General features: G+C 72.9%; 18 protein-coding genes. 13 read left to right on the top strand and 5 right to left on the bottom strand.

What is annotated here, in order from left to right; translation table 11 throughout:
* Window positions 1-18 precede the first annotated feature (18 nt).
* Together M3148_RS14285 and M3148_RS14290 are read right to left on the bottom strand one after the other, a co-directional pair.
* Window positions 19-945: a quinone oxidoreductase family protein gene (locus tag M3148_RS14285; protein ID WP_251305380.1), complete on the bottom strand. Its 927-nt coding sequence runs from the start codon at window positions 943-945 to the stop codon at window positions 19-21.
* Between the two features lie 44 nt (window positions 946-989).
* Complete coding sequence (locus M3148_RS14290; RefSeq protein WP_251305381.1) at window positions 990-1,787, bottom strand: SDR family NAD(P)-dependent oxidoreductase; 798 nt, start codon at window positions 1,785-1,787, stop codon at window positions 990-992.
* Window positions 1,788-2,089: 302 nt separating this feature from the next.
* On the opposite strand from M3148_RS14290, the gene M3148_RS14295 reads away from it, so the two are divergent.
* On the top strand, window positions 2,090-2,455 hold the full coding sequence (locus M3148_RS14295; RefSeq protein ID WP_251305382.1) for an STAS domain-containing protein: 366 nt from the start codon (window positions 2,090-2,092) through the stop codon (window positions 2,453-2,455).
* A gap of 51 nt (window positions 2,456-2,506) precedes the next feature.
* Window positions 2,507-3,391 (top strand): oxygenase MpaB family protein, encoded by an 885-nt coding sequence (locus tag M3148_RS14300; protein WP_251305383.1) that lies wholly within the window; start codon window positions 2,507-2,509, stop codon window positions 3,389-3,391.
* Here M3148_RS14300 and M3148_RS14305 read toward each other — a convergent pair.
* Together M3148_RS14305 and M3148_RS14310 are read right to left on the bottom strand one after the other, a co-directional pair.
* Window positions 3,378-3,581 carry a DUF3072 domain-containing protein gene (locus M3148_RS14305; protein WP_251305384.1) on the bottom strand — a complete coding sequence of 68 codons (204 nt, stop codon included), beginning with the start codon at window positions 3,579-3,581 and terminating at the stop codon, window positions 3,378-3,380. The two genes, M3148_RS14300 and M3148_RS14305, sit on opposite strands and share 14 nt — an antisense overlap.
* Before the next feature lie 41 nt (window positions 3,582-3,622).
* Window positions 3,623-4,204 carry a CueP family metal-binding protein gene (locus tag M3148_RS14310; protein ID WP_251305385.1) on the bottom strand — a complete coding sequence of 194 codons (582 nt, stop codon included), beginning with the start codon at window positions 4,202-4,204 and terminating at the stop codon, window positions 3,623-3,625.
* A 70-nt stretch (window positions 4,205-4,274) separates the two neighbouring features.
* Between M3148_RS14310 and M3148_RS14315 the strand changes: the two genes are divergently transcribed.
* The gene (locus M3148_RS14315) at window positions 4,275-5,270 is read left to right on the top strand and encodes an asparaginase (RefSeq protein ID WP_251305386.1); all 996 of its coding nucleotides are present in this window, start codon (window positions 4,275-4,277) and stop codon (window positions 5,268-5,270) included.
* Here the strand turns inward: M3148_RS14315 and M3148_RS14320 are convergent, their stop codons facing one another.
* Window positions 5,271-7,160 carry a penicillin-binding transpeptidase domain-containing protein gene (locus M3148_RS14320; RefSeq protein ID WP_251305387.1) on the bottom strand — a complete coding sequence of 630 codons (1,890 nt, stop codon included), beginning with the start codon at window positions 7,158-7,160 and terminating at the stop codon, window positions 5,271-5,273.
* A gap of 81 nt (window positions 7,161-7,241) precedes the next feature.
* Here M3148_RS14320 and M3148_RS14325 point away from each other — a divergent pair, with 81 nt between their 5' ends.
* From M3148_RS14325 to M3148_RS14370, 10 genes are all read left to right on the top strand, one after another.
* Window positions 7,242-8,204, top strand: coding sequence for a TIGR03885 family FMN-dependent LLM class oxidoreductase (locus tag M3148_RS14325; RefSeq protein ID WP_251305388.1), 963 nt, complete (start codon window positions 7,242-7,244; stop codon window positions 8,202-8,204).
* 48 nt (window positions 8,205-8,252) lie between these two features.
* Window positions 8,253-8,960, top strand: coding sequence for an alpha/beta fold hydrolase (locus tag M3148_RS14330; protein ID WP_251305389.1), 708 nt, complete (start codon window positions 8,253-8,255; stop codon window positions 8,958-8,960).
* A 145-nt stretch (window positions 8,961-9,105) separates the two neighbouring features.
* Window positions 9,106-9,447 (top strand): ArsR/SmtB family transcription factor, encoded by a 342-nt coding sequence (locus M3148_RS14335; RefSeq protein WP_251305390.1) that lies wholly within the window; start codon window positions 9,106-9,108, stop codon window positions 9,445-9,447.
* On the top strand, window positions 9,444-9,926 hold the full coding sequence (locus M3148_RS14340; RefSeq protein ID WP_251305391.1) for an SRPBCC domain-containing protein: 483 nt from the start codon (window positions 9,444-9,446) through the stop codon (window positions 9,924-9,926). Before M3148_RS14335 ends, M3148_RS14340 begins: the two co-directional genes overlap by 4 nt.
* Before the next feature lie 186 nt (window positions 9,927-10,112).
* A complete protein-coding gene (locus M3148_RS14345; protein ID WP_251305392.1) occupies window positions 10,113-12,122 on the top strand; it encodes an SH3 domain-containing protein in 2,010 nt (669 codons plus the stop codon).
* Window positions 12,123-12,125: 3 nt separating this feature from the next.
* Complete coding sequence (locus M3148_RS14350; RefSeq protein ID WP_251305393.1) at window positions 12,126-12,449, top strand: hypothetical protein; 324 nt, start codon at window positions 12,126-12,128, stop codon at window positions 12,447-12,449.
* 220 nt (window positions 12,450-12,669) lie between these two features.
* Entirely contained in the window at window positions 12,670-14,310 is a 1,641-nt protein-coding gene (locus tag M3148_RS14355) for an ABC transporter substrate-binding protein (protein WP_251305394.1), read from the top strand.
* 78 nt (window positions 14,311-14,388) lie between these two features.
* Window positions 14,389-15,465, top strand: a complete 1,077-nt coding sequence (locus M3148_RS14360) for an ABC transporter permease (protein ID WP_251305395.1) — start codon at window positions 14,389-14,391, stop codon at window positions 15,463-15,465.
* Window positions 15,466-15,467: 2 nt separating this feature from the next.
* Window positions 15,468-16,469: an ABC transporter permease gene (locus M3148_RS14365; protein WP_251305396.1), complete on the top strand. Its 1,002-nt coding sequence runs from the start codon at window positions 15,468-15,470 to the stop codon at window positions 16,467-16,469.
* Window positions 16,469-18,133, top strand: coding sequence for an ABC transporter ATP-binding protein (locus M3148_RS14370; RefSeq protein WP_251305397.1), 1,665 nt, complete (start codon window positions 16,469-16,471; stop codon window positions 18,131-18,133). Before M3148_RS14365 ends, M3148_RS14370 begins: the two co-directional genes overlap by 1 nt.
* The last annotated feature ends 175 nt before the right edge of the window (window positions 18,134-18,308 follow it).

Consider the following 18,308-nt stretch of genomic DNA (forward strand, 5'->3'; position numbering starts at 1 on the left):
CGTCGAAGGGCCGGACCGTCAGAAGGTGAGCACCAGCCGCCCGCGCGTGCCACCCGCCTCGAGCTGTCGGTGCGCCTGGGCGGCCTCCTCGGCCGGGAAGGTCCGGGCGACGCGCAGCGACAGCACCTCGTGGCTGGCGAGGTCGACGAGCTCGGCCAGCCCCTCGGCGTCGTGCACGTAGTCGGCCGGCGTGACGGTGTAGACGTCGATGCCGCGCTCGGGCTCCCCGTCGAAGGGGCGCACGCAGGCGACGACCCCGCCGTCCCGCACGGCGGTCAGCACCGCGGCACCCATGACGGCGGCGTCGAGCAACGCGTCCACGCCGCCGGGCTCGTGCTCGAGCACCGCCTGGGGGAATCCTTCCCCGCGCGGCAGGACGAGGTCGGCGCCAAAGGACTCGACGAGCGCCCGGTCCTCCTCCTTGGCGTCCGCGACCACCCGCAGGCCGGCGTGCTTGGCCAGCTCGATCGCGTACCCGCCGACCGCACCCGCGGCCCCGGTCACCGCGACCGTGCCGGCCCGCGGCACCCGCATGCGCCGGAGGGCGTGGCGGGCGGTGAGCGCGTTGAGCGGGAGGGACGATGCCGCGACGAGGTCGACGTCGTCGGGCAGGCGGGCAACGCCGTCGGCGGGGACGACGACGAGCTCGGCGTAGGCACCGCCGCGCGGGGTGCGCGGGTCGACGATCGCGACGACGCGGTCGCCCGGGGACAGCTCGACCCCCTCCCCGACGGCGTCGACGACGCCCGCCGCGTCCATGCCCGGGACCCACGGCGGCTCGAGGCCGTCGGGTCCGCCCCGCTCGCGCAGCACGGTGTCGGTGGGGTTGACGGCGGCGGCGACGACGGCGATGCGCAGCTCGTCGGGCCCGGGCTGGGGAAGGGGCCGGTCGAGGACCTCAAGCTGCTCAGGTCCGCCGGGCGTGGTGACTCCGATGACTCTCATCTGCTCACGCTAGGACGACGGCGGAGCCCCCGCCCGCCCGGGGCTCACTCCCCGTCCTCCAGCGGCTTGGTGAGCCGGGCCTGGGTGGCCGCCTTGGTCCGCTCGGGCAGCGGCTTGGCGGCGCGGGACATGAGCGTGTTGCGCACCGTCGCGCCGACGACGGCGTCATCCTTGCCCTCGAGCATCGCGGCGATGCCGTCGCGGGCGACCTCCACGGGATCGTCCTTGCTGTCGCTCCGTCCCACCCGCGTGTCCTCCATGCCGGCACGCTCGAAGAACTCGGTGTCGGTGGGGCCGGGCATCATCGTCGTGAGGGTGACGCCGGTGTCCTTCAGCTCATACCTCACCGACTGCGCGAAGTTGAGGAGGAAGGCCTTGGAGGCGCTGTAAGTGGCGTAGTAGGGCCCCGGCATCATGCTCGTCACCGAGCCGGTGAGCAGGACGCGCCCGCGTCCGGCGGCGACCATCCGGGGAAGGAGGCGCTTGGCGAGGTGGACGTTGGCGCTGATGTTGAGACCGATGAGGGCGAGGTCGTCGTCGAGGGACGTCTCGACGAACTCCCCGCCGACGGCGACGCCCGCGTTGAGGACGAGGGCATCGACGGCGCGGTCCCCCACGGCGTCGAGGAGGTCCTCCACGCCGTCGTAGGTGGACAGGTCCGCCTGGACCGGCTCGACGGTGAGTCCCCGGGACTCCGGCAGCACGGTGTGGATCTCGGGCTCGTCGGCGCAGATGACGAGGTCGTAGCCCTGCTCGTCCAGCAGGATGGCGACCTCGCGGCCGATCCCGCTCGAGGCGCCGGTCACAACGGCGAGGGGGTGGTCGGACTGGGTACCTGACATGGGTCCTCCCGGGTACTGGTGGGTGCGGCCCACGGTAGGCGCGGCAGCGGCCCGACGCGCGGCGGCCACGACTGTCCACAGCCTTGTCCACCAGTTGTGCATGAACGCGTCACGGCCGCGCCGGGTAGCGTCGCCGCATGCGTCGTGCGCGGGGAGGGTGACACTGGGCGCTGGGCGAGGAGCCGCGCGTGCCGCTGGGCGCGGTCCTCGAGCGCCGCCACGTGGGCGGCAAGGCCCGCCTGTGGGCGGCAAACCGTTCCGGCGCGGGCCGCACCGTGCCATGATCACCCCACGATCACGACGTGGGGGACGTCATGGAGAGAAGAGGACCGGCGAACAACCAGGGCTGGGTGCGCCTGTGGCGCAGCGACGGCCTGGTCCGGCTCGAGCTGGGCGGGGAGGTCGACGCCCTCCTGGAGCAGGCCCTCGAGCATGCGGTGACCGAGGCCCGGACAGGGGGCCTCCCGGTGGAGGTGGACACCCGTTCCGTCACCTTCATGGACTCCCTCGCACTGACGAGCCTCGCCCGCCTCGCGGTCGGGCACCGCACCGCCGTCTTCGTCGACCCGCCCGACCTCGTCCGCTTCCTCCTCGACGTCACACGCCTCGGTGACGTCGTCCAGATCCGTGAGACCGGCACCGGCGCAGGCGCCACCGCGAGCACCTGAGCCCGTGCCGCCCGGTGCGCACCGCCGTCGGGAATCACGCAGACTGGGGAGGTGACACCCGTACACGCCGCCCGCAGGCGGCTGAGTGACCTCCTGCTGGCCCGAGTCGCGGGACCTGACGCGCACGACGCGCGCCACCGGATCCACGGTGAGCCGGGCGAGCGGTGGTTCGGCCCACAGGACCCCGTCCAGCGCGTCCACGGTGACGCGTCGATGTACGTCGGCGGCCTGCGCGCCCTGCTCCTGCAGTCGCTGCACCCGCTGGCCATGGCCGCCGTCGCCCAGCACTCCGACTACCGCAACGACCCGTGGGGGCGGCTGGCCCGCACGAGCACCTTCATCGCGGAGACCACCTACGCGAAGGTGGAGGACGCGGAGCGGGCGATCGCGATCGTCCGCGCCGTCCACCGGCACATCTCCGGCACGACGACCGACGGCGTCCCCTACCGGGCCGACGACCCCCACCTCATCACGTGGGTGCACATCGCCGAGATCGACAGCTTCCTCACCACCCACCAGCGCTTCGGCGCCCGGCCGCTGACGGCGGCAGAGACCGACACCTACGTCGCGCAGGCGGCGGGCGTGGCGCGGCGCCTGGGAGGGGAGGCGGTGCCGACGACGCACGCAGAGCTCCGCGCCGCCCTCGAGCGCTACCGCCCCGAGCTGCGCTCGACGCCCGAGGCGCTGGAGGCGGCGCAGTTCCTCCTCCACCGTCCCCCGGTCACCGGCCCGGCACGGGCCGGCTACGCCCTCATCGGGCGGGCGGCGGTCGCGACCCTGCCGCGGTGGGCGCGCGAGCCGCTGCGCCTGCCGGACCACCCGCGCCGCGACGCGACCCTCGGCGCCGCCGCCGGCCACGCGGCCACGCGCAGCCTGCGCTGGGTGCTCGGCGGGCTGGACGCGGCGCCGGAGCCGGAGCCCGTCAGTCCCCGGTGACGCGGTCGCTGCCCTGCTGCAGCTCGTCGATGAGGCTGGACGCCTGTGCCTTGGTGAGGTTCTCGGGCACCTCGCGCCCGGCCTCACGGGCCAGGGTGCTGAGGTAGCTGAGCTGGGCGCCGGTGGCGGGCTCCTCGCCGGTGGTCCAGTCCTCGGGGTCCTTGATGGTGTCGCTGGGCTGATCGCTCATGCGCTCACGCTAGGACGGTGCCGGACGCCCGGCGAGCGGAGTCAGCTGAGCTGCAGCGTGGTGAGGCAGGTGGGGTCCTCCTCGCCGGTGGCGACGAGGACCTGCCCGCTGCGGCCGTCGTGGGTGACCTCCAGGACGCCCTCGACGTCGCGCGGGAGCCAGAAGCCCGCGAAGCCGTTGGCAAAGGTGGTCGTCGTCTCCTCCAGCAGCACCTCGCCGTCCGCCGTCGTGAAGGTGACCTCGATGTCTGCCTCGGCGAGCTCGCCCTGGCACGTCGTCAAGGAGTGGAAGAAACACTCGTGGCTGCTGTCCACGTAGGGCGCGACGGACAGGTAGAACTCGTCCTCCGGCAGTGCGACGGCGAGCTCCTCGGTGCCGTCGGACACGATGAGCTCCGCGGGGCGGACGGAGGCCATGAGGTCGGCGGGCCGCTCGGCGCCACCGAGCCGGTCGAGGTGGTCGACGATCTCCCTGCCGCTCATGCCGTCGAGCCCGTGCTCCTCGAGGAGCGGCGCGGCCTCGGGCTCGGGCGTGGCCACGGTGTCCTCAGCGGCGCCGGAGCAGGCGGACAGGGCGAGCAGCAGGGTGGCGGCCGCAGCGGCCACGCGTGAGGTTCGTGCCATATGTCCAGTGTCGGGCAGCGAACCGGGCGGTGTCACGGGGCCAAGGTCCCGCGGGTGGCATCCTGGCCACATGCAGCCGATCCTCGCCGTGGCCGCGATGGGCGGGACCATCGCGATGACCGCCCCCGCCCCCGGGGCCGCCGCCCAGCCCCGCCTCGACGCCGTCGACCTCGTCCGCGGCGTCCCGGAGCTGGCCGACCTCGCCGCCGTGCTCGCCACCTCCGTGTGCACCAAGCCCTCGGCCTCCGTCGAAGTCGGCGACGTCCTCGAGGCACTCACCTGGGGGCGCACGCAGGTCGACGACGGCGCGAGCGGCGTCGTCGTCACCCACGGCACCGACACCCTCGAGGAGACGGCCTACCTCCTCGACCTCCTGTGGGACCGGCCCGAGCCGCTCGTCGTCACCGGCGCCATGCGCCAGACCGACCTCACCGGCACCGACGCGCCCGCCAACCTCCTCGCCGCCGCCCGCGTCGCGCTCACCCCCGAGGCGCGGGAACGGGGCGTGCTCGTCGTTCTCAACGACGAGATCCACCTCGCCGCGCGGGTGACCAAGGAGAGCTCGACGGCGCTCGACACCTTCGCCTCACCGGGCTTCGGCCCCGTGGGGCGGGTGCAGGAGCGCCACGCCCGCTTCACCTCACCACCCGCCGCGCGGCCCGCTCCGCTGCCCCCGCCCGAGGCCGGCCCGGTCGACGTCGCCCTCGTCGAGGCACCGCTCGCTGACGACGGCCGCGTCGTCCGCGCCCTCCTCACCGCGGGCTTCCGCGCCCTCGTCATCGACGGCAGCGGGCTCGGGCACGTCTCGGCAGCCACCTCGCAGGTCCTAGCGACGGCGGTGGGCGACGGTGTCGTCGTCGTGGTCGCCTCGCGCACCTCCCGCGGGGGCACGGGCCGGGCCACCTACGGGTACATCGGCTCCGAGGCGCAGCTCATCGAGGCGGGGGTGCTCATGGCCGGTGAGCTCTCCGGGCGCAAAGCACGGCTGCTCCTCCACGTCCTCCTCCACGCCGGGTACGCCGGCGTGGACCTCGTGGCCGCGCTGGAGGAGCGCTCGCGGGTGTGATCAGTCCGCGAGGGCGGTGAGCAGCTCCTCGAGGATCGGGCCGGCGGTCTGCGCACCGGAGACACCGGTCTCGACGAGGACGGCCACGGCGAGGTCGCCCTGGGCGGCGATCATCCACGTGTGCGTCTCGTGGGCGCCGTCGCCGTCCGGGTTGCCGTACTCCGCGGTGCCGGTCTTCGCGAGGACGGGCTCGCCGGGCACGTCGCTGAGGGCGATGCCGGAGCCCTCGGTGACGACGCCGCGCATGAGCTCGCGCAGCTGCTCGGCCTCCTTCTCGGTGAGCGGCTGGGCCGGCTCGGCGACCTCCGGAGCGGTGTCGGCGACGAGCTGCGGGAGGACGGCGTGGCCGGCCTGCACCGACGCGGCGACCGTCGCCATCGCCAGGGGGCTGGCGAGCACGCGCCCCTGCCCGATGAGCGAGGCGGCACGCTCCGTCTCGCTCTCCGGCGCAGGGACCTGACCGAGGTAGGCGGGGAAGCCGAGGTCCCGCTCGACCCCGATGCCCAGCGCCTCGGCGGCCGCGGCGAGGTCGCCGTCCTCGAGAAGGTCGCGCTGGTCCATGAGGGCGGTGTTGCACGAGTGCGCGAGGGCGGTGCGGAAGGGCACCTCGCCGAGCGCGGAAGCCGGGTAGTCGTCGTAGTTGGTGAACTCGCGGCCGTCGACCGTGAGGGTCTCGAAGCAGGTGACGGCGTCGTCGAGCGCGAGGCCGGCGCGCAGCAGCGCGAGGGAGGTGACGACCTTGAAGGTGGAGCCGGGCGCGTACTGGCCGGCGGTCGCGGCGTTGAGGCCCTCGTTGCCGGGCCCGTTCGCGGCGGCGAGCACCTCGCCGGTGGAGGGCCGCAGCGTGACGATCGCGCTGGCGGAGTCCTGGGTGTCCTCGCCGGCGTAGAGGATCTCCTCCGCGGCTTGCTGGACATCGACGTCCAGGGTGAGGCGCAGGTCCTCCGGCTCGGTGCCCTCCCCCTCGAAGAGCGGGCGGCGCGTGTCCGCGGCGTCGACGGCGGCCACCTCGATGTCGGGCGTGCCGCGCAGCTGGTTTTCGAAGGCGGCCTGGAGGCCCGACAGGCCCACCTCGTCCCCCGCCCGGACCCGGCCCTCGGAGGCCTCGACGACCTCCGCCGTCGCCGGGCCGACCCTCCCGAGGAGCGCACGGGCGAACTCGCGGGTGGGCGCCAGCGGGATGGTGTCCTCGACGACGCGAGCACCGGGGATGTCGGCGAAGTCCTCGTCGACGTCCTCGGCGTCCTCCGGGCGCAGGACGAGCGCCTCGACGAAGGCCCGCGGCCCCATCGCCTCGGCGCGCTCACGGAAGGCGGCGGGGTCGATGCCGAGGGCTTCGGCCACCTCCCCGGCGCGCTCCCCCACCTCCTCGGCCGCGACGAGGGTCTTGTCCAGGCCGTAGCGGCCCACGGGACGCTCGGTGACGATGACCTCGCCGTCGGCGCCGAGGACGTCGGCGCGCTCGGGCAGGGTGCGGCTCACCTCCAGGCGCTCCCCCTCGGTGAGGCCGGGCGCGAGGACGTCGGGGCGCCAGGTGAGCGCCCAGCCGCCGTCGTCCTCCTGCTCGACGAGCTCCGCCGTCGTCGTGTAGGCCCACTCGTGGTCCTCGATCGTCCACGACCACGCGAGGTCGACGCTCGCGGCGCCGTCGTCCTCCGCGCGCGTCACCTCCTGCGCCTCCACCGTGACCTCGTACTCGGCGAGCGGCTCGACGAGCTCGGCGAAGGACCCGGCGGCCACCGGGTCGGTGAGGGTCACGCCGTCGAGGCTCTGCCCGGCCAGTGCGGAGGCGAGGGCGGAGGCGGCGTCGTCCAGGCCGTCGTCCTCGGGTCCCGAGCAGGCGGTGAGGAGCAGCGCGAGGGCACAGAGGGGCGCGAGGCGGCGGATCACCCGGGCGAGTATTCCCGGCGGCGCCCACGAGCGGCAAGGCTCCGGGTGCCGCACGACGCGGCGCACGTTACACAAGGACGTATGCCTCGCTACGGATTCCATGCCTCGCAAGAGCAGATCGCTCCCTCCCAGCTCCTGCGTGACGTCCAGCAGGCCGAGCGCGCCGGCTTCGACATGGCGATGTGCTCCGACCACTTCTCCCCGTGGTCCGCGCGACAGGGCCACTCCGGCTTCACGTGGTCCTGGCTCGGTGCCGCGCTCGCGACGACGGACCTGCGCCTGGGCACGGTCAACGCACCCGGTCAGCGCTACCACCCGGCGATCGTCGCGCAGGCCACGGCCACCCTCGCCGAGATGTTCCCCGGCCGCTTCTGGGTGGCGCTGGGGAGCGGGCAGAACATGAACGAGCACATCACGGGTGCCAAGTGGATCGGCAAGGACCTGCGCCAGGAGCGGCTCGAGGAGTGCGTCGAGGTCATCCGCCGCCTCCACGCCGGCGAGGAGGTCACCTACCGGGGACGGCACGTGACCGTGGAGCGCGCCCGCCTCTACGACCTGCCGCAGGAGGCACCGGCGCTCATCGGCCCGGCCCTGTCCCCCGGCACCGCCGCGCGCGCCGCGCACTGGGCCGACGGCCTCATCACGATCAACACCGACATCGAGTCGGTGCGCGAGATCGTCGGCGCCTACCGGCAGGCCGGTGGGAACGGCACGCTGGCCCTCCAGATGCACGTCTCGATCGCCCCGACGCTGAGCGAGGCACGTGACATCGCCCGCGACCAGTGGCAGAACAACACCTTCCCCGAGCCGATCGCCCACGACACCGCCACGCCCGAGGACTTCGACACGATCGGCCGGTACGTGCCCGACGACGTCATCGCCGGCGCCGTCATCGTCACCGACTCCGTGGCCGGGCTGGTGGAGCAGCTGCGCGAGTACGAGGCGCTCGGCTTCGACGAGGTGTACCTCCACCACGTCGGCCAGGACCAGGCACCCTTCCTCGAGCTCGCCGAGCACGAGCTGCTGCCGGCCCTGCGCGCCTGAGGGCGCGGCTGCCGACGACTTCCGGGCCGGGCGCCGGTCTGTCCCTCCATGGCCACCTTCATGCTGCTCCCCGGGGCCGGCGGCTCCGGCTGGGTCTGGCACCTTGTCGCCCGCGAGCTCGCGGCTCGCGGCCACCGAGCCGTCCCCGTCGACCTCCCCTCCGGCGACGACGACGCCGGGCTGGGTGAGTACGTCGACGCCGGCGTCGCTGCGATACCGACCGGCGCGGAGGACCTCGCCGTCGTCGCGCTGTCGATGGGCGCGCTCACCGCGCCGCTCGTCTGCGAGCGCGTCCCCGTCCGCCTCCTCGTGCTGCACAACGCGATGGTCCCGACGCCGGGTGAGACCGGCGGGGACTGGTGGCAGGTGACGGGGCAGCACGCGGCGATGGTCGAGCACGCGCTGGGTATCGGGCTCAGCGAGGCGGACCTGCAGGACGAGGCGGTGCTCTACGGCCACGACGTCCCGCCGGCGCTCTTCGCGGAGGAGGGCGAGCGGGACAGCGAGCAGTCCGGCCGACCCTTCGCCGACCCGTGGCCGCTCACCCGGTGGCCCGACGTGCCCACCCGCGTCATCGCCGGCCGCGACGACCGTCTCTTCCCCCGCGACTTCCAGCACCGCCTTGCCCGTGAGCGCCTCGAGATCGTCCCCGACGACGTCGACGGCGGCCACCTCGCCGCTCTCAGCCACCCGGAGCAGGTGGCCGCACTGCTCCACCGGTACGCAGCCGAGACTTTCGGCGCGGATGCCGGCTGACCGCCCGGCTGGCCGTCCGCCCCTCCGCACTGTGCGCCTCCTGATCCCACTGTGCTGCCGGTAAGCGGCGCGCGGTGGACCACCGGGCGCACAGTGAGAAGTCGGGTCTTGATAGGTGACTGTTCAGTCACCTATGCTTGACCGTGTGGACGAGGACCTCGTGTTCAAGGCACTGGCGGACCCTGTGCGCCGGCTGCTGCTGGACGCCCTCTTCGAGCGCGACGGGCGTGCGCTCGGGGAGCTCGAAGCCGTCGTCGCCGAGCACGTCGAGATGACGCGCTTCGGCGTCGCCAAGCACCTGCGCCTCCTCGAGGCCGCAGGCCTGGTGACCACCCGCAAGGTCGGCCGGGTCAAGGAGCACTACCTCAACCCGGTCCCGGTCCAGCAGATCCACCGCCGCTGGATCGGCAAGTACACCGACAGGGCGCGCACCGCTGACGCCCTCATCGATCTCAAGGAACGACTCGAGGACAAGGACCCGTCATGAGCACCGACGTCATCCACACCATCTACATCAACGCCCCGGCCCAGCGGATCTGGGACGCCATCACCACCTCCGAGGGCACGTCGCAGTGGGGCTACGGCGGGGAGGTCGAGATCGACCCGCGCCCCGGCGGCACCTACCGCAACCTCTCCACCCCGGACATGGTCGCCTTCGGCATGGGACCGGTGGCCGTCGAGGGCGAGGTGCTGGAGATCGACCCGCCCCGGCTCCTCGTGCTGTCCTGGAGCCCCACGTGGCGGGAGGGTGCGCCGGCGACCCGCCTCACCTGGGAGCTGACCGAGTACCCCAACGGCCAGACCAAGGTCGTCCTCACCCACGACGTGAGCGCCGCGCCCGACCAGGCCGAGGAGCTCAACGGCGGCGGTGACCCGGAGGGCGGTGGTGGCGGCTGGCCGTGGTCGCTGTCCGGGCTCAAGACCTTCGTCGAGACCGGCAGGCCGATGGACGCGCCGGCGTCCTGAGGCACCGCCACACGCGCCGCCCGGCCCTGCTGTGCGCCCGCCACACGGCGCCACAGTGGGCCGGTCGGGCGCGTGTGGGTCCACCGGGGCGCCGCGGGTCAGCTGCCCGAAAGGGCCGTCCGTCGTGCCCTCGAGACGAGCACGAGGCGCTTTCCCCAGCCCCCGCTGGGACCGCACACTCCGAGGATGACCGTGCCAGCGCGGCCGACGGCAGCCGCTCCCGCGCAGGTGACAGGGACTGTCCGCGCACCTGGCGAGGTGCGCGGCAGGGGGCCGGCCCCCGCGGCGGCCGCCTCGGGAGGCCTGGAGCTCCTGCGTCTGCAGCGGCAGGCAGGCAACCGCGCCGTGACGCAGCTGGTCGCTCAGCGCAGTGCCACCGACAGCAGCATCACCCCGGACTTCGCCCGCGGCCTCACCGACGAGGCCCTGCGGGCAGAGATCGAGGACGCCGAGCTCGAGCTCGCCGCCTCCCCCGCGGACGCGCAGCTGCTCCGTCCGAACCTGCAGGTCCTGCACGACGAGGAGGCGCGCCGCGGGCTCGCCACGAGCGAGACGGGCCCGATCCCCCCGCCGACGACCATCCCCGACGGCGGCGAGGCCGTCGGGGCGGTCGGGGTGGTCAACCGGGACGAGGCGCCGGAGGTCCGGTTGCGGGCCACGCCGGACACGGAGGCGGACAACGTCGTCCGCGGCCTGCCCTTCGACACCCACGTGCAGGTGGTCAAGCAGTTCCCCGGGGACTGGTACTTCGTCGCCACACCCGACGGCGACCTCGGCTACGTGGCCCGCGTGTACGTGTGGACCCAGCTCCCTGACCCCCAGGCGCACCTGCACCGCGTCGCGAGCGGGGTCGCGGGGACGGCCATCGCCGTCGCGGAGCAGTACTACAGCGCCGTCTCCGACGACTGGGGCCAGGACCTGCGCTTCTACGTCAACGTGCTCGCGTGGGCCAACGGCATCACGGTGCCCGACACGACCGACGGCTGGCGAGCGGTCCACTTCGAGGCCGGACGCCTCATTTGGGTCCCGGGCGTGGCCTTCGCCCGCGGCCTCAAGGGCGTCGTCGGCTCCGGCTCGGTGTCCTACGACATCGCGGACGCGGTCGGTGTGGCAGGGATGCTCGACCGCGCCGGAGAGCTGCTCGACGACTTCTCCACCGCGTTCGGGCTGTCCGGCCAGTACATGGGTGAGGCCATCATGCGGCACCTCGGCGACTCGTTCGTCGAGGCCCTCGTCTCCCTGGGCATCACCCTCGTCGGCGCCGCGGGGATCCTCGCCGTGTCGACCGCGATCGGCGCCGGGCTGGGCGCCCTGGCAGGCGGGGCCGGCGCCGTCCCCGGCGCGGCCGCGGGCTTCGAGGTCGGCATGGTGCTCCTCAAGTGGTTGGGTCTCGGCCTGCTCATCGTGTGGGTGGCCCAGTCCCTCGCCGCCGTCGGTGCCGCGTTCGGGACGTTCCTCGCCACGGTGTGGGGCGCGCGGGGTGACCGCGAGGTTCTGGACCGCGCCGGACGTGAGCTCGCCGAGGCCGTCGGCCTGCTCCTCGGCAAGCTCCTGGAGGCGCTCGTCATGTACGCCGCGTCCCTGGGCCTGGGCGCCGGGCTGCGTGCGTTCCGGGGGTCGCAGCTCGGGCGCGCCTTCGGGGAGAGCCGGTCCAGCACCTGGCTGACCGAGCGCGTGCGCCGGGTCCAGGCGGGCGAGGCGGCGCTCCCGGGTCCCCGCGAGGCCCTCCAGTACTACCGGGGGGTCGAGCTCGTCAACGCCGGAAGGAGCCCCATCGGGGAGTTCGACGGCGTCGACCTCGGGAGAGGGCGGTTCGTCGAGAGCAAGTCGGTGTCCGGTCTGGAGCGCGTCAACCCGCGAACGGGGCAGCGCGCCCAGACAGAGGCGCAGTGGGCGAACAAGCAGATCACCGTCAAGACGACGAAGCGGATCCAGGCGCTGGCCACCGCGGTCGCCACCCGGCCCACGTCCGGAGGCTCCTCGACCGTGCCCGAGCTGTCTCGGATCCAGCAGATCCGCCAGCTGCTGTTCCGTCTCGACGGTGACTCCCCCGCGCTCCGCGCCGCGGTGCACGCCGAGCTCGCCACGCTCCGCTCCACCTTCCCCGATTGGACCTTCACGGCCGAGTTCGGGGTGCGCGTCCGCCTTCCTCCGCTGCCCGACGCCGAGCGCGACCGTCAGCCCGTGGGACCCTGAGCCATGTCGGTCGCCGCCGTCGTCACCTACCGTCCCGGGTCGGAGGGCACGTCCTACCTGCCCGTCGCCACGGAGGACGCGTTCCGCCGGACGTGGCTCCCGCTCGCCGAGGCCGCGGGACTGGAGATCGTGCCCCGCTTCGCTGACGGGCTGGTCGTCGACAGGGCCCAGGACGCGGTCCTGGGTGCCGAGCTCGCCCGCCTCCGGGCGGACCTGGCCGGCCGGCCTGACCTGGAGCACGTCCGCGTTCGCGCCGGGCTCCTCGCCGCGTTGGTGCAGGAGGTGGCCGCCCGCCGCAACGACGTCGTCGAGCTCTACATCGGATAGCCACCTTCAGACTCACGGACGGGTGAGGAGCACTCGCCGACACGGCACCCGGCGCGCCCGGTGGCCGAACCGGATCTCGGGCCGATCTGCTCAGAGAGTGAGACGCGGTGTGTTAGTTTCCATACCCGCGCTCCGGCCGGCCGGTCGGAGCGAGAGAGCAGCTGCCGCTCGTCCGCTCTGCACGGGGCAGGTGGCCCCCCTTCTCCTAAGGAAGTGAACTATGGCCCTCGCTCACCAGCGGCGCCGGGTACTGGTTGGTGCCTCGACCGCCCTCATCCTCGTCCTCGCGGCCTGCGCGGAGACCGACGACGGCGGCGGCGGGGGCTCCGGCGACGACGCCACGGGCTCCGGCGGCGACGGCATCACCGTCGGCACCACCGACGTCATCTTCTCCCTGGACCCGGCCGGCTCCTACGACAACGGCTCCTTCCTCGTCCAGAACCAGGTCTTCCCCTTCCTGCTCAACACCCCGTACGGCAGCCCGGACGTCGAGCCGGACATCGCCGAGTCGGCGGAGTTCACCGCGCCCACGGAGTACACGGTCACCCTCAAGGAGGGCCTGACCTTCGCCAACGGCAACGAGCTGACCTCCTCGGACGTGAAGTTCAGCTTCGACCGCCAGCTCGCGATCGCGGACCCGAACGGCCCGTCCTCGCTGCTGTACAACCTCGAGAGTGTCGAGGCGCCGGACGACCTCACCGTCGTCTTCCACCTCACGGGCGAGGACGACCAGACCTTCCCGCAGGTGCTCTCCTCGCCCGTCGGCCCGATCGTCGACGAGGACGTCTTCTCGGCCACCGAGCTGACCCCCGCCGAGGAGATCGTCGAGGGCAAGGCCTTCGCCGGCCAGTACGCGATCACCGACTACACCCAGAACGAGCTCGTCCGCTACGAGGCCTTCGCCGACTACGGCGGCATGCTCGGCGCGCCGGAGACGGACGTCGTCACCGCGCAGTACTTCACCGAGGAGACCTCCCTCAAGCTGGCCGTCCAGCAGGGTGACGTCGACGTCGCGTTCCGCAACCTCTCCCCCACCGACCTCGCCGACCTCGAGGGCGACGACGGCGTGACGATCCACGACGGGCCTGGCGGCGAGATCCGCTACATCACCTGGGACTTCAACGCCCAGCCCTTTGGCGAGGCCACCCCGGACGCCGACCCCGCCAAGGCCCTGGCCGTGCGCCAGGCCGCCGCGCACCTGCTCGACCGCGAGGCGCTGAGCCAGGAGATCTACCAGGGGACCTACACCCCGCTGTACTCCTACGTGCCCGAGGGCCTGAGCGGCGCCGCGGAGCCGCTGCTCGAGATGTACGGTGACGGCCAGGGCGGCCCCGACGCCGAGGCCGCCGCTGCGGCCCTTGAGGAGGCCGGTGTCCCGACGCCGGTCGCGCTCAACCTCCAGTACAGCCCCGACCACTACGGCAACTCCTCCGACGAGGAGTACGCGATGATCGAGAGCCAGCTCGAGGCCGGCGGCGTGTTCGACGTGACCCTCCAGTCGACGCTGTGGGACACCTACAACACCGAGCGTGTCGAGAGCGCGTACCCGGCCTACCAGCTCGGCTGGTTCCCGGACTACTCCGACGCGGACAACTACCTCTCCCCGTTCTTCCTCACGGAGAACTTCCTCGCCAACGGGTACGAGAACGCCGAGGTCAACGACCTCATCCTGGACCAGGCCACCGAGCCGGACCCGGCCGCGCGTGAGGAGAAGATCGCTCAGGTCCAGCAGCTCGTCGCCGAGGACCTCTCCACCCTGCCCTACCTCCAGGGCGCCCAGGTGGCCGTGGCCCAGAACGACATCACCGGCGTCACCCTCGACGCCTCCTTCAAGTTCCGCTACGCCCCGCTCGGCCGCTAGCCCCAGCGCCACATCCACGACGACGGGACGGGGTGCCGCACCAGCGGCGCCCCGTCCCGTCCGTGAGAGGAGTTCTTCGTGACGATCGCTGACGAACAGGTGGTGAGCACCACCGCCGCCGACAAGTCCGGCGGATCGGGGCTGGGCCGCTACATCCTCGTGCGGTTCCTGCTCATCATCCCCACGGTGTTCATCCTGGTCACCCTCGTGTTCTTCCTCATGCGGGTGGTCGGTGACCCGATCTCCGCGTCGGTGGGTGGGCGCCTCACGCCCGACCAGCTCGCCGAGCGGCTCGCCGCGGCGGGCTACGACCGGCCCGTGCTCGTCCAGTACGTCGAGTACCTGGGCCAGATCTTCACCGGTGACTTCGGCCGCACGGTGACCGACAACCGGGCGATCAGCGAGATCCTCCTCACCTACGGCACCGCGACGCTCGAGCTCGTCGTCTTCTCGCTCATCGTCGCGCTCCTTGTCGGCATCCCGCTGGGCCGCATCGCGGCCTACCGCCGCGATCAGCTGCCCGACGCCGTGCTCCGCGTCTTCGCGATCCTCTGCTATGCCACCCCGGTCTTCTTCGCCGGACTGCTCCTCAAGCTCGTCTTCTCGGTGTGGCTGGGCTGGTTCCCGCTGGGCGGGCGCGCCACGCCGGGCACCCAGCTCACGCTGGACCGGATCTCCGGGTCCAGCGGCATCAACATCATCGACGCGCTGCGCACCGGCCGCTGGGACCTCATCGTTGACGTCCTGTCCCACGCCGTCCTGCCCGCCGTCGCCCTGGGACTGCTTACTGCCGGTGTCTTCCTGCGCCTGGTCCGCACCAATCTCATCGGCACCCTCGGCATGGACTACGTCGACGCCGCCCGCTCGCGCGGCGTGCCCGAGGGGCGCCTCCTGCGCAAGCACGCCTACAAGCCGGCCCTCATCCCCATCATCACGGTCATGGGCATGCAGATCGCCCTCATGCTCGGCGGGGCGATCCTCACCGAGACGACCTTCGAGTGGCGAGGGCTGGGCTTCCAGCTGGCCCAGTACCTCGGGGCGCGCGACTTCGTCGCCGTCCAGGGCATCGTCGCGCTCCTCGCGGTAGTCGTCGCGGTGACGAACTTCGTCGTCGACGTCATCGCCGCCCTCATCGACCCGAGAGTGAGGTACTGACGATGAGCACCGCACCCGACCCGATCGAGCACGGAGCCGCCGCGCACGTGGCCCGGTGGAAGAAGCTTCCGCTCGTGTGGCAGCTGCGCCGCAGCGTGGGCCTGCAGCGCGGCATGCTCATCGCCGGCCTCGTCATCTGCGCCGTCTTCGTCCTCCTGGCTGTCCTTGCACCGCTGATCGCGCCCTACTCCTTCAACCAGCTCAGCGGACCCGACGGGTCCTTCCCCCGGCAGGCACCGCCGTCGGGCGAGTTCTGGTGGGGCACGACGGTGGGCGGCTACGACGTCTTCTCGCGCGTCGTGTGGGGCACCCAGACGGCGCTGCTCACGGTGGTCCTCGCCGTCGTGGCCTCGATCTTCCTCGGCATCGCCCTGGGCCTGGTCTCCGGCTACCTCGGCGGCTGGCTGGACCGGGTCCTCGTGACGGTCGCCGACGCGATCTACGCCTTCCCCTCCCTGCTGCTGGCGATCGTCGTGTCGATCATCATCTCCGGCGGGCAGTCGAGCTTCTTGGGCGGGATCGCCGCCGCGGCCATCTCGATCACGGTGGTCTTTGTGCCGCAGTACTTCCGGGTGGTGCGCGCCGAGACGGTGCGGCTCAAGGCCGAGGCCTTCGTGGAGTCTGCCCGCGTGCTGGGCGCCTCGACCTCGCGGATCCTCTCGCGACACGTGCTGCGCAACGCGACCCGCTCGCTGCCGCTCATCGTCACGCTCAACGCCTCGGAGGCGATCCTCACCCTCGCCGGGCTCGGTTTCCTCGGCTTCGGCATCAACCCGACCGCGGCCGCCGAGTGGGGCTACGACCTCAACCGGGCAATCTCCGACGTCGCGAGCGGCATCTGGTGGACCGGTGTCTTCCCCGGCGTCGCCATCGTCATGCTCGTCCTGGGGATCACCCTCGTCGGAGAGAGCCTCAACGACCTGTCCGACCCGCGCCTGCGGATCCGTCGTCGGCCGCCGCGGCCGCCGCGCCGCGTCGCCACCGCCATGAAGGGAGCGGCGTGATGACCACGCACGACGCCGACGGCGGCCCCGTCGTCGACATCCGGGACCTGCACATCACCTTCGCCACGGACGGGGAGCCGGTCCGCGCCGTCGACGGCGTCTCCCTGCACGTCAACCCCGGGGAGGTGCTCGCCGTCGTCGGGGAGTCCGGCTCGGGCAAGACCGTGACGGCCAAGAGCGTCCTCGGGCTGCTGCCCGACAACGCGAGCGTCGAGGGCGCCGTCGTCCTCGCGGGCAGCGACCTCGTCCAGCTCAAGCCCGGCGAGCTGCGCAAGGCCCGCGGGCGCGACGTCGCCATGGTGTTCCAGGAGCCCTCGACGGCGCTCAACCCCGTGTACACGGTGGGCTGGCAGCTGGCCGAAGGGCTGCGCGCCCACGGGGAGTACTCGAAGAAGGAGGCCCGGGCGCGAGCGGTGGAGATGCTCGGCAAGGTCGGCATCCCCGACCCCTCGACGCGGGTGGACCACTACCCCCACCAGTTCTCCGGCGGGCAGAAGCAGCGCATCGTCATCGCGATGGCCCTTGCGCTGGACCCGAAGGTCATCGTTGCCGACGAGCCGACGACGGCGCTGGACGTCACCGTCCAGGCCGAGATCCTCGACCTGCTCCGAGCGGTGCGTGACGAGTTCGGCCGCGCGATCATCCTCATCACTCACAACATGGGCGTGGTCGCCGACCTCGCCGACCGCGTCGCGGTCATGTACCGCGGGAAGGTCGTCGAGCAGGCGCCGGCGCGCGAGCTCTTCGCCGCCCCGCAGCACGAGTACACCCGCCAGCTGCTCCGGGCGGTGCCCAGGCTCGGCGCCGCGATCGGCACCCCGGCCACCGCACCGGCCGCCACCGAGCCGGTGGTGCGCGCCCGCGACCTGGAGATCGTGTACCCGGGCCGGCTGCGTCAGCCCGACTTCCGGGCCGTCAACCGGGTGAGCTTCGACATCGCCCCCGGTGAGGTGCTCGGCCTCGTCGGTGAGTCCGGCTCGGGCAAGACGACGATCGGCCGGGCCATCGCCGGTCTCACCCGCGCCACCGGCGGTTCGCTCCAGGTGCTCGGCCACGAGATGGTCGGCTTCAAGGAGAAGGCGTTCCGGCCGCTGCGCGCCCGGGTCGGCTTCGTCTTCCAGGACCCGGCGACGAGCTTCAACCCGCTCCTCACCATCGGGGAGGCGGTCGCCGAGCCGCTGCTCATCCACGGGCGGGCAAAGGACGTCGCGGCGGCGCAGTCCCGGGTCAACGAGCTGCTCGACGCCGTCCACCTGCCCACGCACTACGCGGAGCGCTACCCCCACGAGCTCTCCGGCGGGCAGCGCCAGCGGGCCAGCCTGGCTCGCGGGCTCGCGCTGGACCCGGACCTGCTCGTGGCGGACGAGCCGACCTCGGCGCTGGACGTGTCGGTGCAGGCGAAGGTGCTCGAGGTGTTCAGCGAGCTCCAGGAGCGTCTCGGCTTCGCCACGCTCTTCATCAGCCACGACCTCGCGGTGGTCGGCATGCTCGCCGACCGGATCGCGGTGCTCTACCGCGGTGACCTCGTCGAGCTCGGCACCGGTGAGCAGGTGCTGCAGACGCCGCAGCACCCCTACACGCAGAAGCTGCTCGCCTCGGTCCCGGTCCCCGACCCGGTCGAGCAGCAGCAGCGCCGCGAGGCGCTGGCGGCCCTGCGCGGCTGAACCGGCCCGGCCCGCACGACCCGCGGGACGTGCTGGCGCGCCACGTCCCGTCCTCCCGCGAGCCGCTCCCGGCGCTCGTCGCCGCCGTCGCCCTCCTCGCCGGGGCGGCCGGGTACGTCCTCCCCCGGCGCGCCGTAGCCGCGCCCGCCGCGACTCCCCGGGATGCCGCGGCGCT

The sequence above is a fragment of the Georgenia satyanarayanai genome, from assembly GCF_023715365.1.
Classification (GTDB): Bacteria; Actinomycetota; Actinomycetes; order Actinomycetales; family Actinomycetaceae; genus Oceanitalea; species Oceanitalea satyanarayanai_B.

What these genes read in the sequence shown, in the direction of transcription:
- M3148_RS14350 (WP_251305393.1), top strand. Translation starts at nt 12,126, where the DNA reads ATGTCGGTCGCCGCCGTCGTCACCTACCGTCCCGGGTCGGAGGGCACG.
- M3148_RS14285 (WP_251305380.1), bottom strand. Translation starts at nt 945, where the DNA reads ATGAGAGTCATCGGAGTCACCACGCCCGGCGGACCTGAGCAGCTTGAG.
- M3148_RS14370 (WP_251305397.1), top strand. Translation starts at nt 16,469, where the DNA reads ATGACCACGCACGACGCCGACGGCGGCCCCGTCGTCGACATCCGGGAC.
- M3148_RS14365 (WP_251305396.1), top strand. Translation starts at nt 15,468, where the DNA reads ATGAGCACCGCACCCGACCCGATCGAGCACGGAGCCGCCGCGCACGTG.
- M3148_RS14305 (WP_251305384.1), bottom strand. Translation starts at nt 3,581, where the DNA reads ATGAGCGATCAGCCCAGCGACACCATCAAGGACCCCGAGGACTGGACC.
- M3148_RS14310 (WP_251305385.1), bottom strand. Translation starts at nt 4,204, where the DNA reads ATGGCACGAACCTCACGCGTGGCCGCTGCGGCCGCCACCCTGCTGCTC.
- M3148_RS14290 (WP_251305381.1), bottom strand. Translation starts at nt 1,787, where the DNA reads ATGTCAGGTACCCAGTCCGACCACCCCCTCGCCGTTGTGACCGGCGCC.
- M3148_RS14345 (WP_251305392.1), top strand. Translation starts at nt 10,113, where the DNA reads ATGACCGTGCCAGCGCGGCCGACGGCAGCCGCTCCCGCGCAGGTGACA.
- M3148_RS14340 (WP_251305391.1), top strand. Translation starts at nt 9,444, where the DNA reads ATGAGCACCGACGTCATCCACACCATCTACATCAACGCCCCGGCCCAG.
- M3148_RS14315 (WP_251305386.1), top strand. Translation starts at nt 4,275, where the DNA reads ATGCAGCCGATCCTCGCCGTGGCCGCGATGGGCGGGACCATCGCGATG.
- M3148_RS14355 (WP_251305394.1), top strand. Translation starts at nt 12,670, where the DNA reads ATGGCCCTCGCTCACCAGCGGCGCCGGGTACTGGTTGGTGCCTCGACC.
- M3148_RS14325 (WP_251305388.1), top strand. Translation starts at nt 7,242, where the DNA reads ATGCCTCGCTACGGATTCCATGCCTCGCAAGAGCAGATCGCTCCCTCC.
- M3148_RS14330 (WP_251305389.1), top strand. Translation starts at nt 8,253, where the DNA reads ATGGCCACCTTCATGCTGCTCCCCGGGGCCGGCGGCTCCGGCTGGGTC.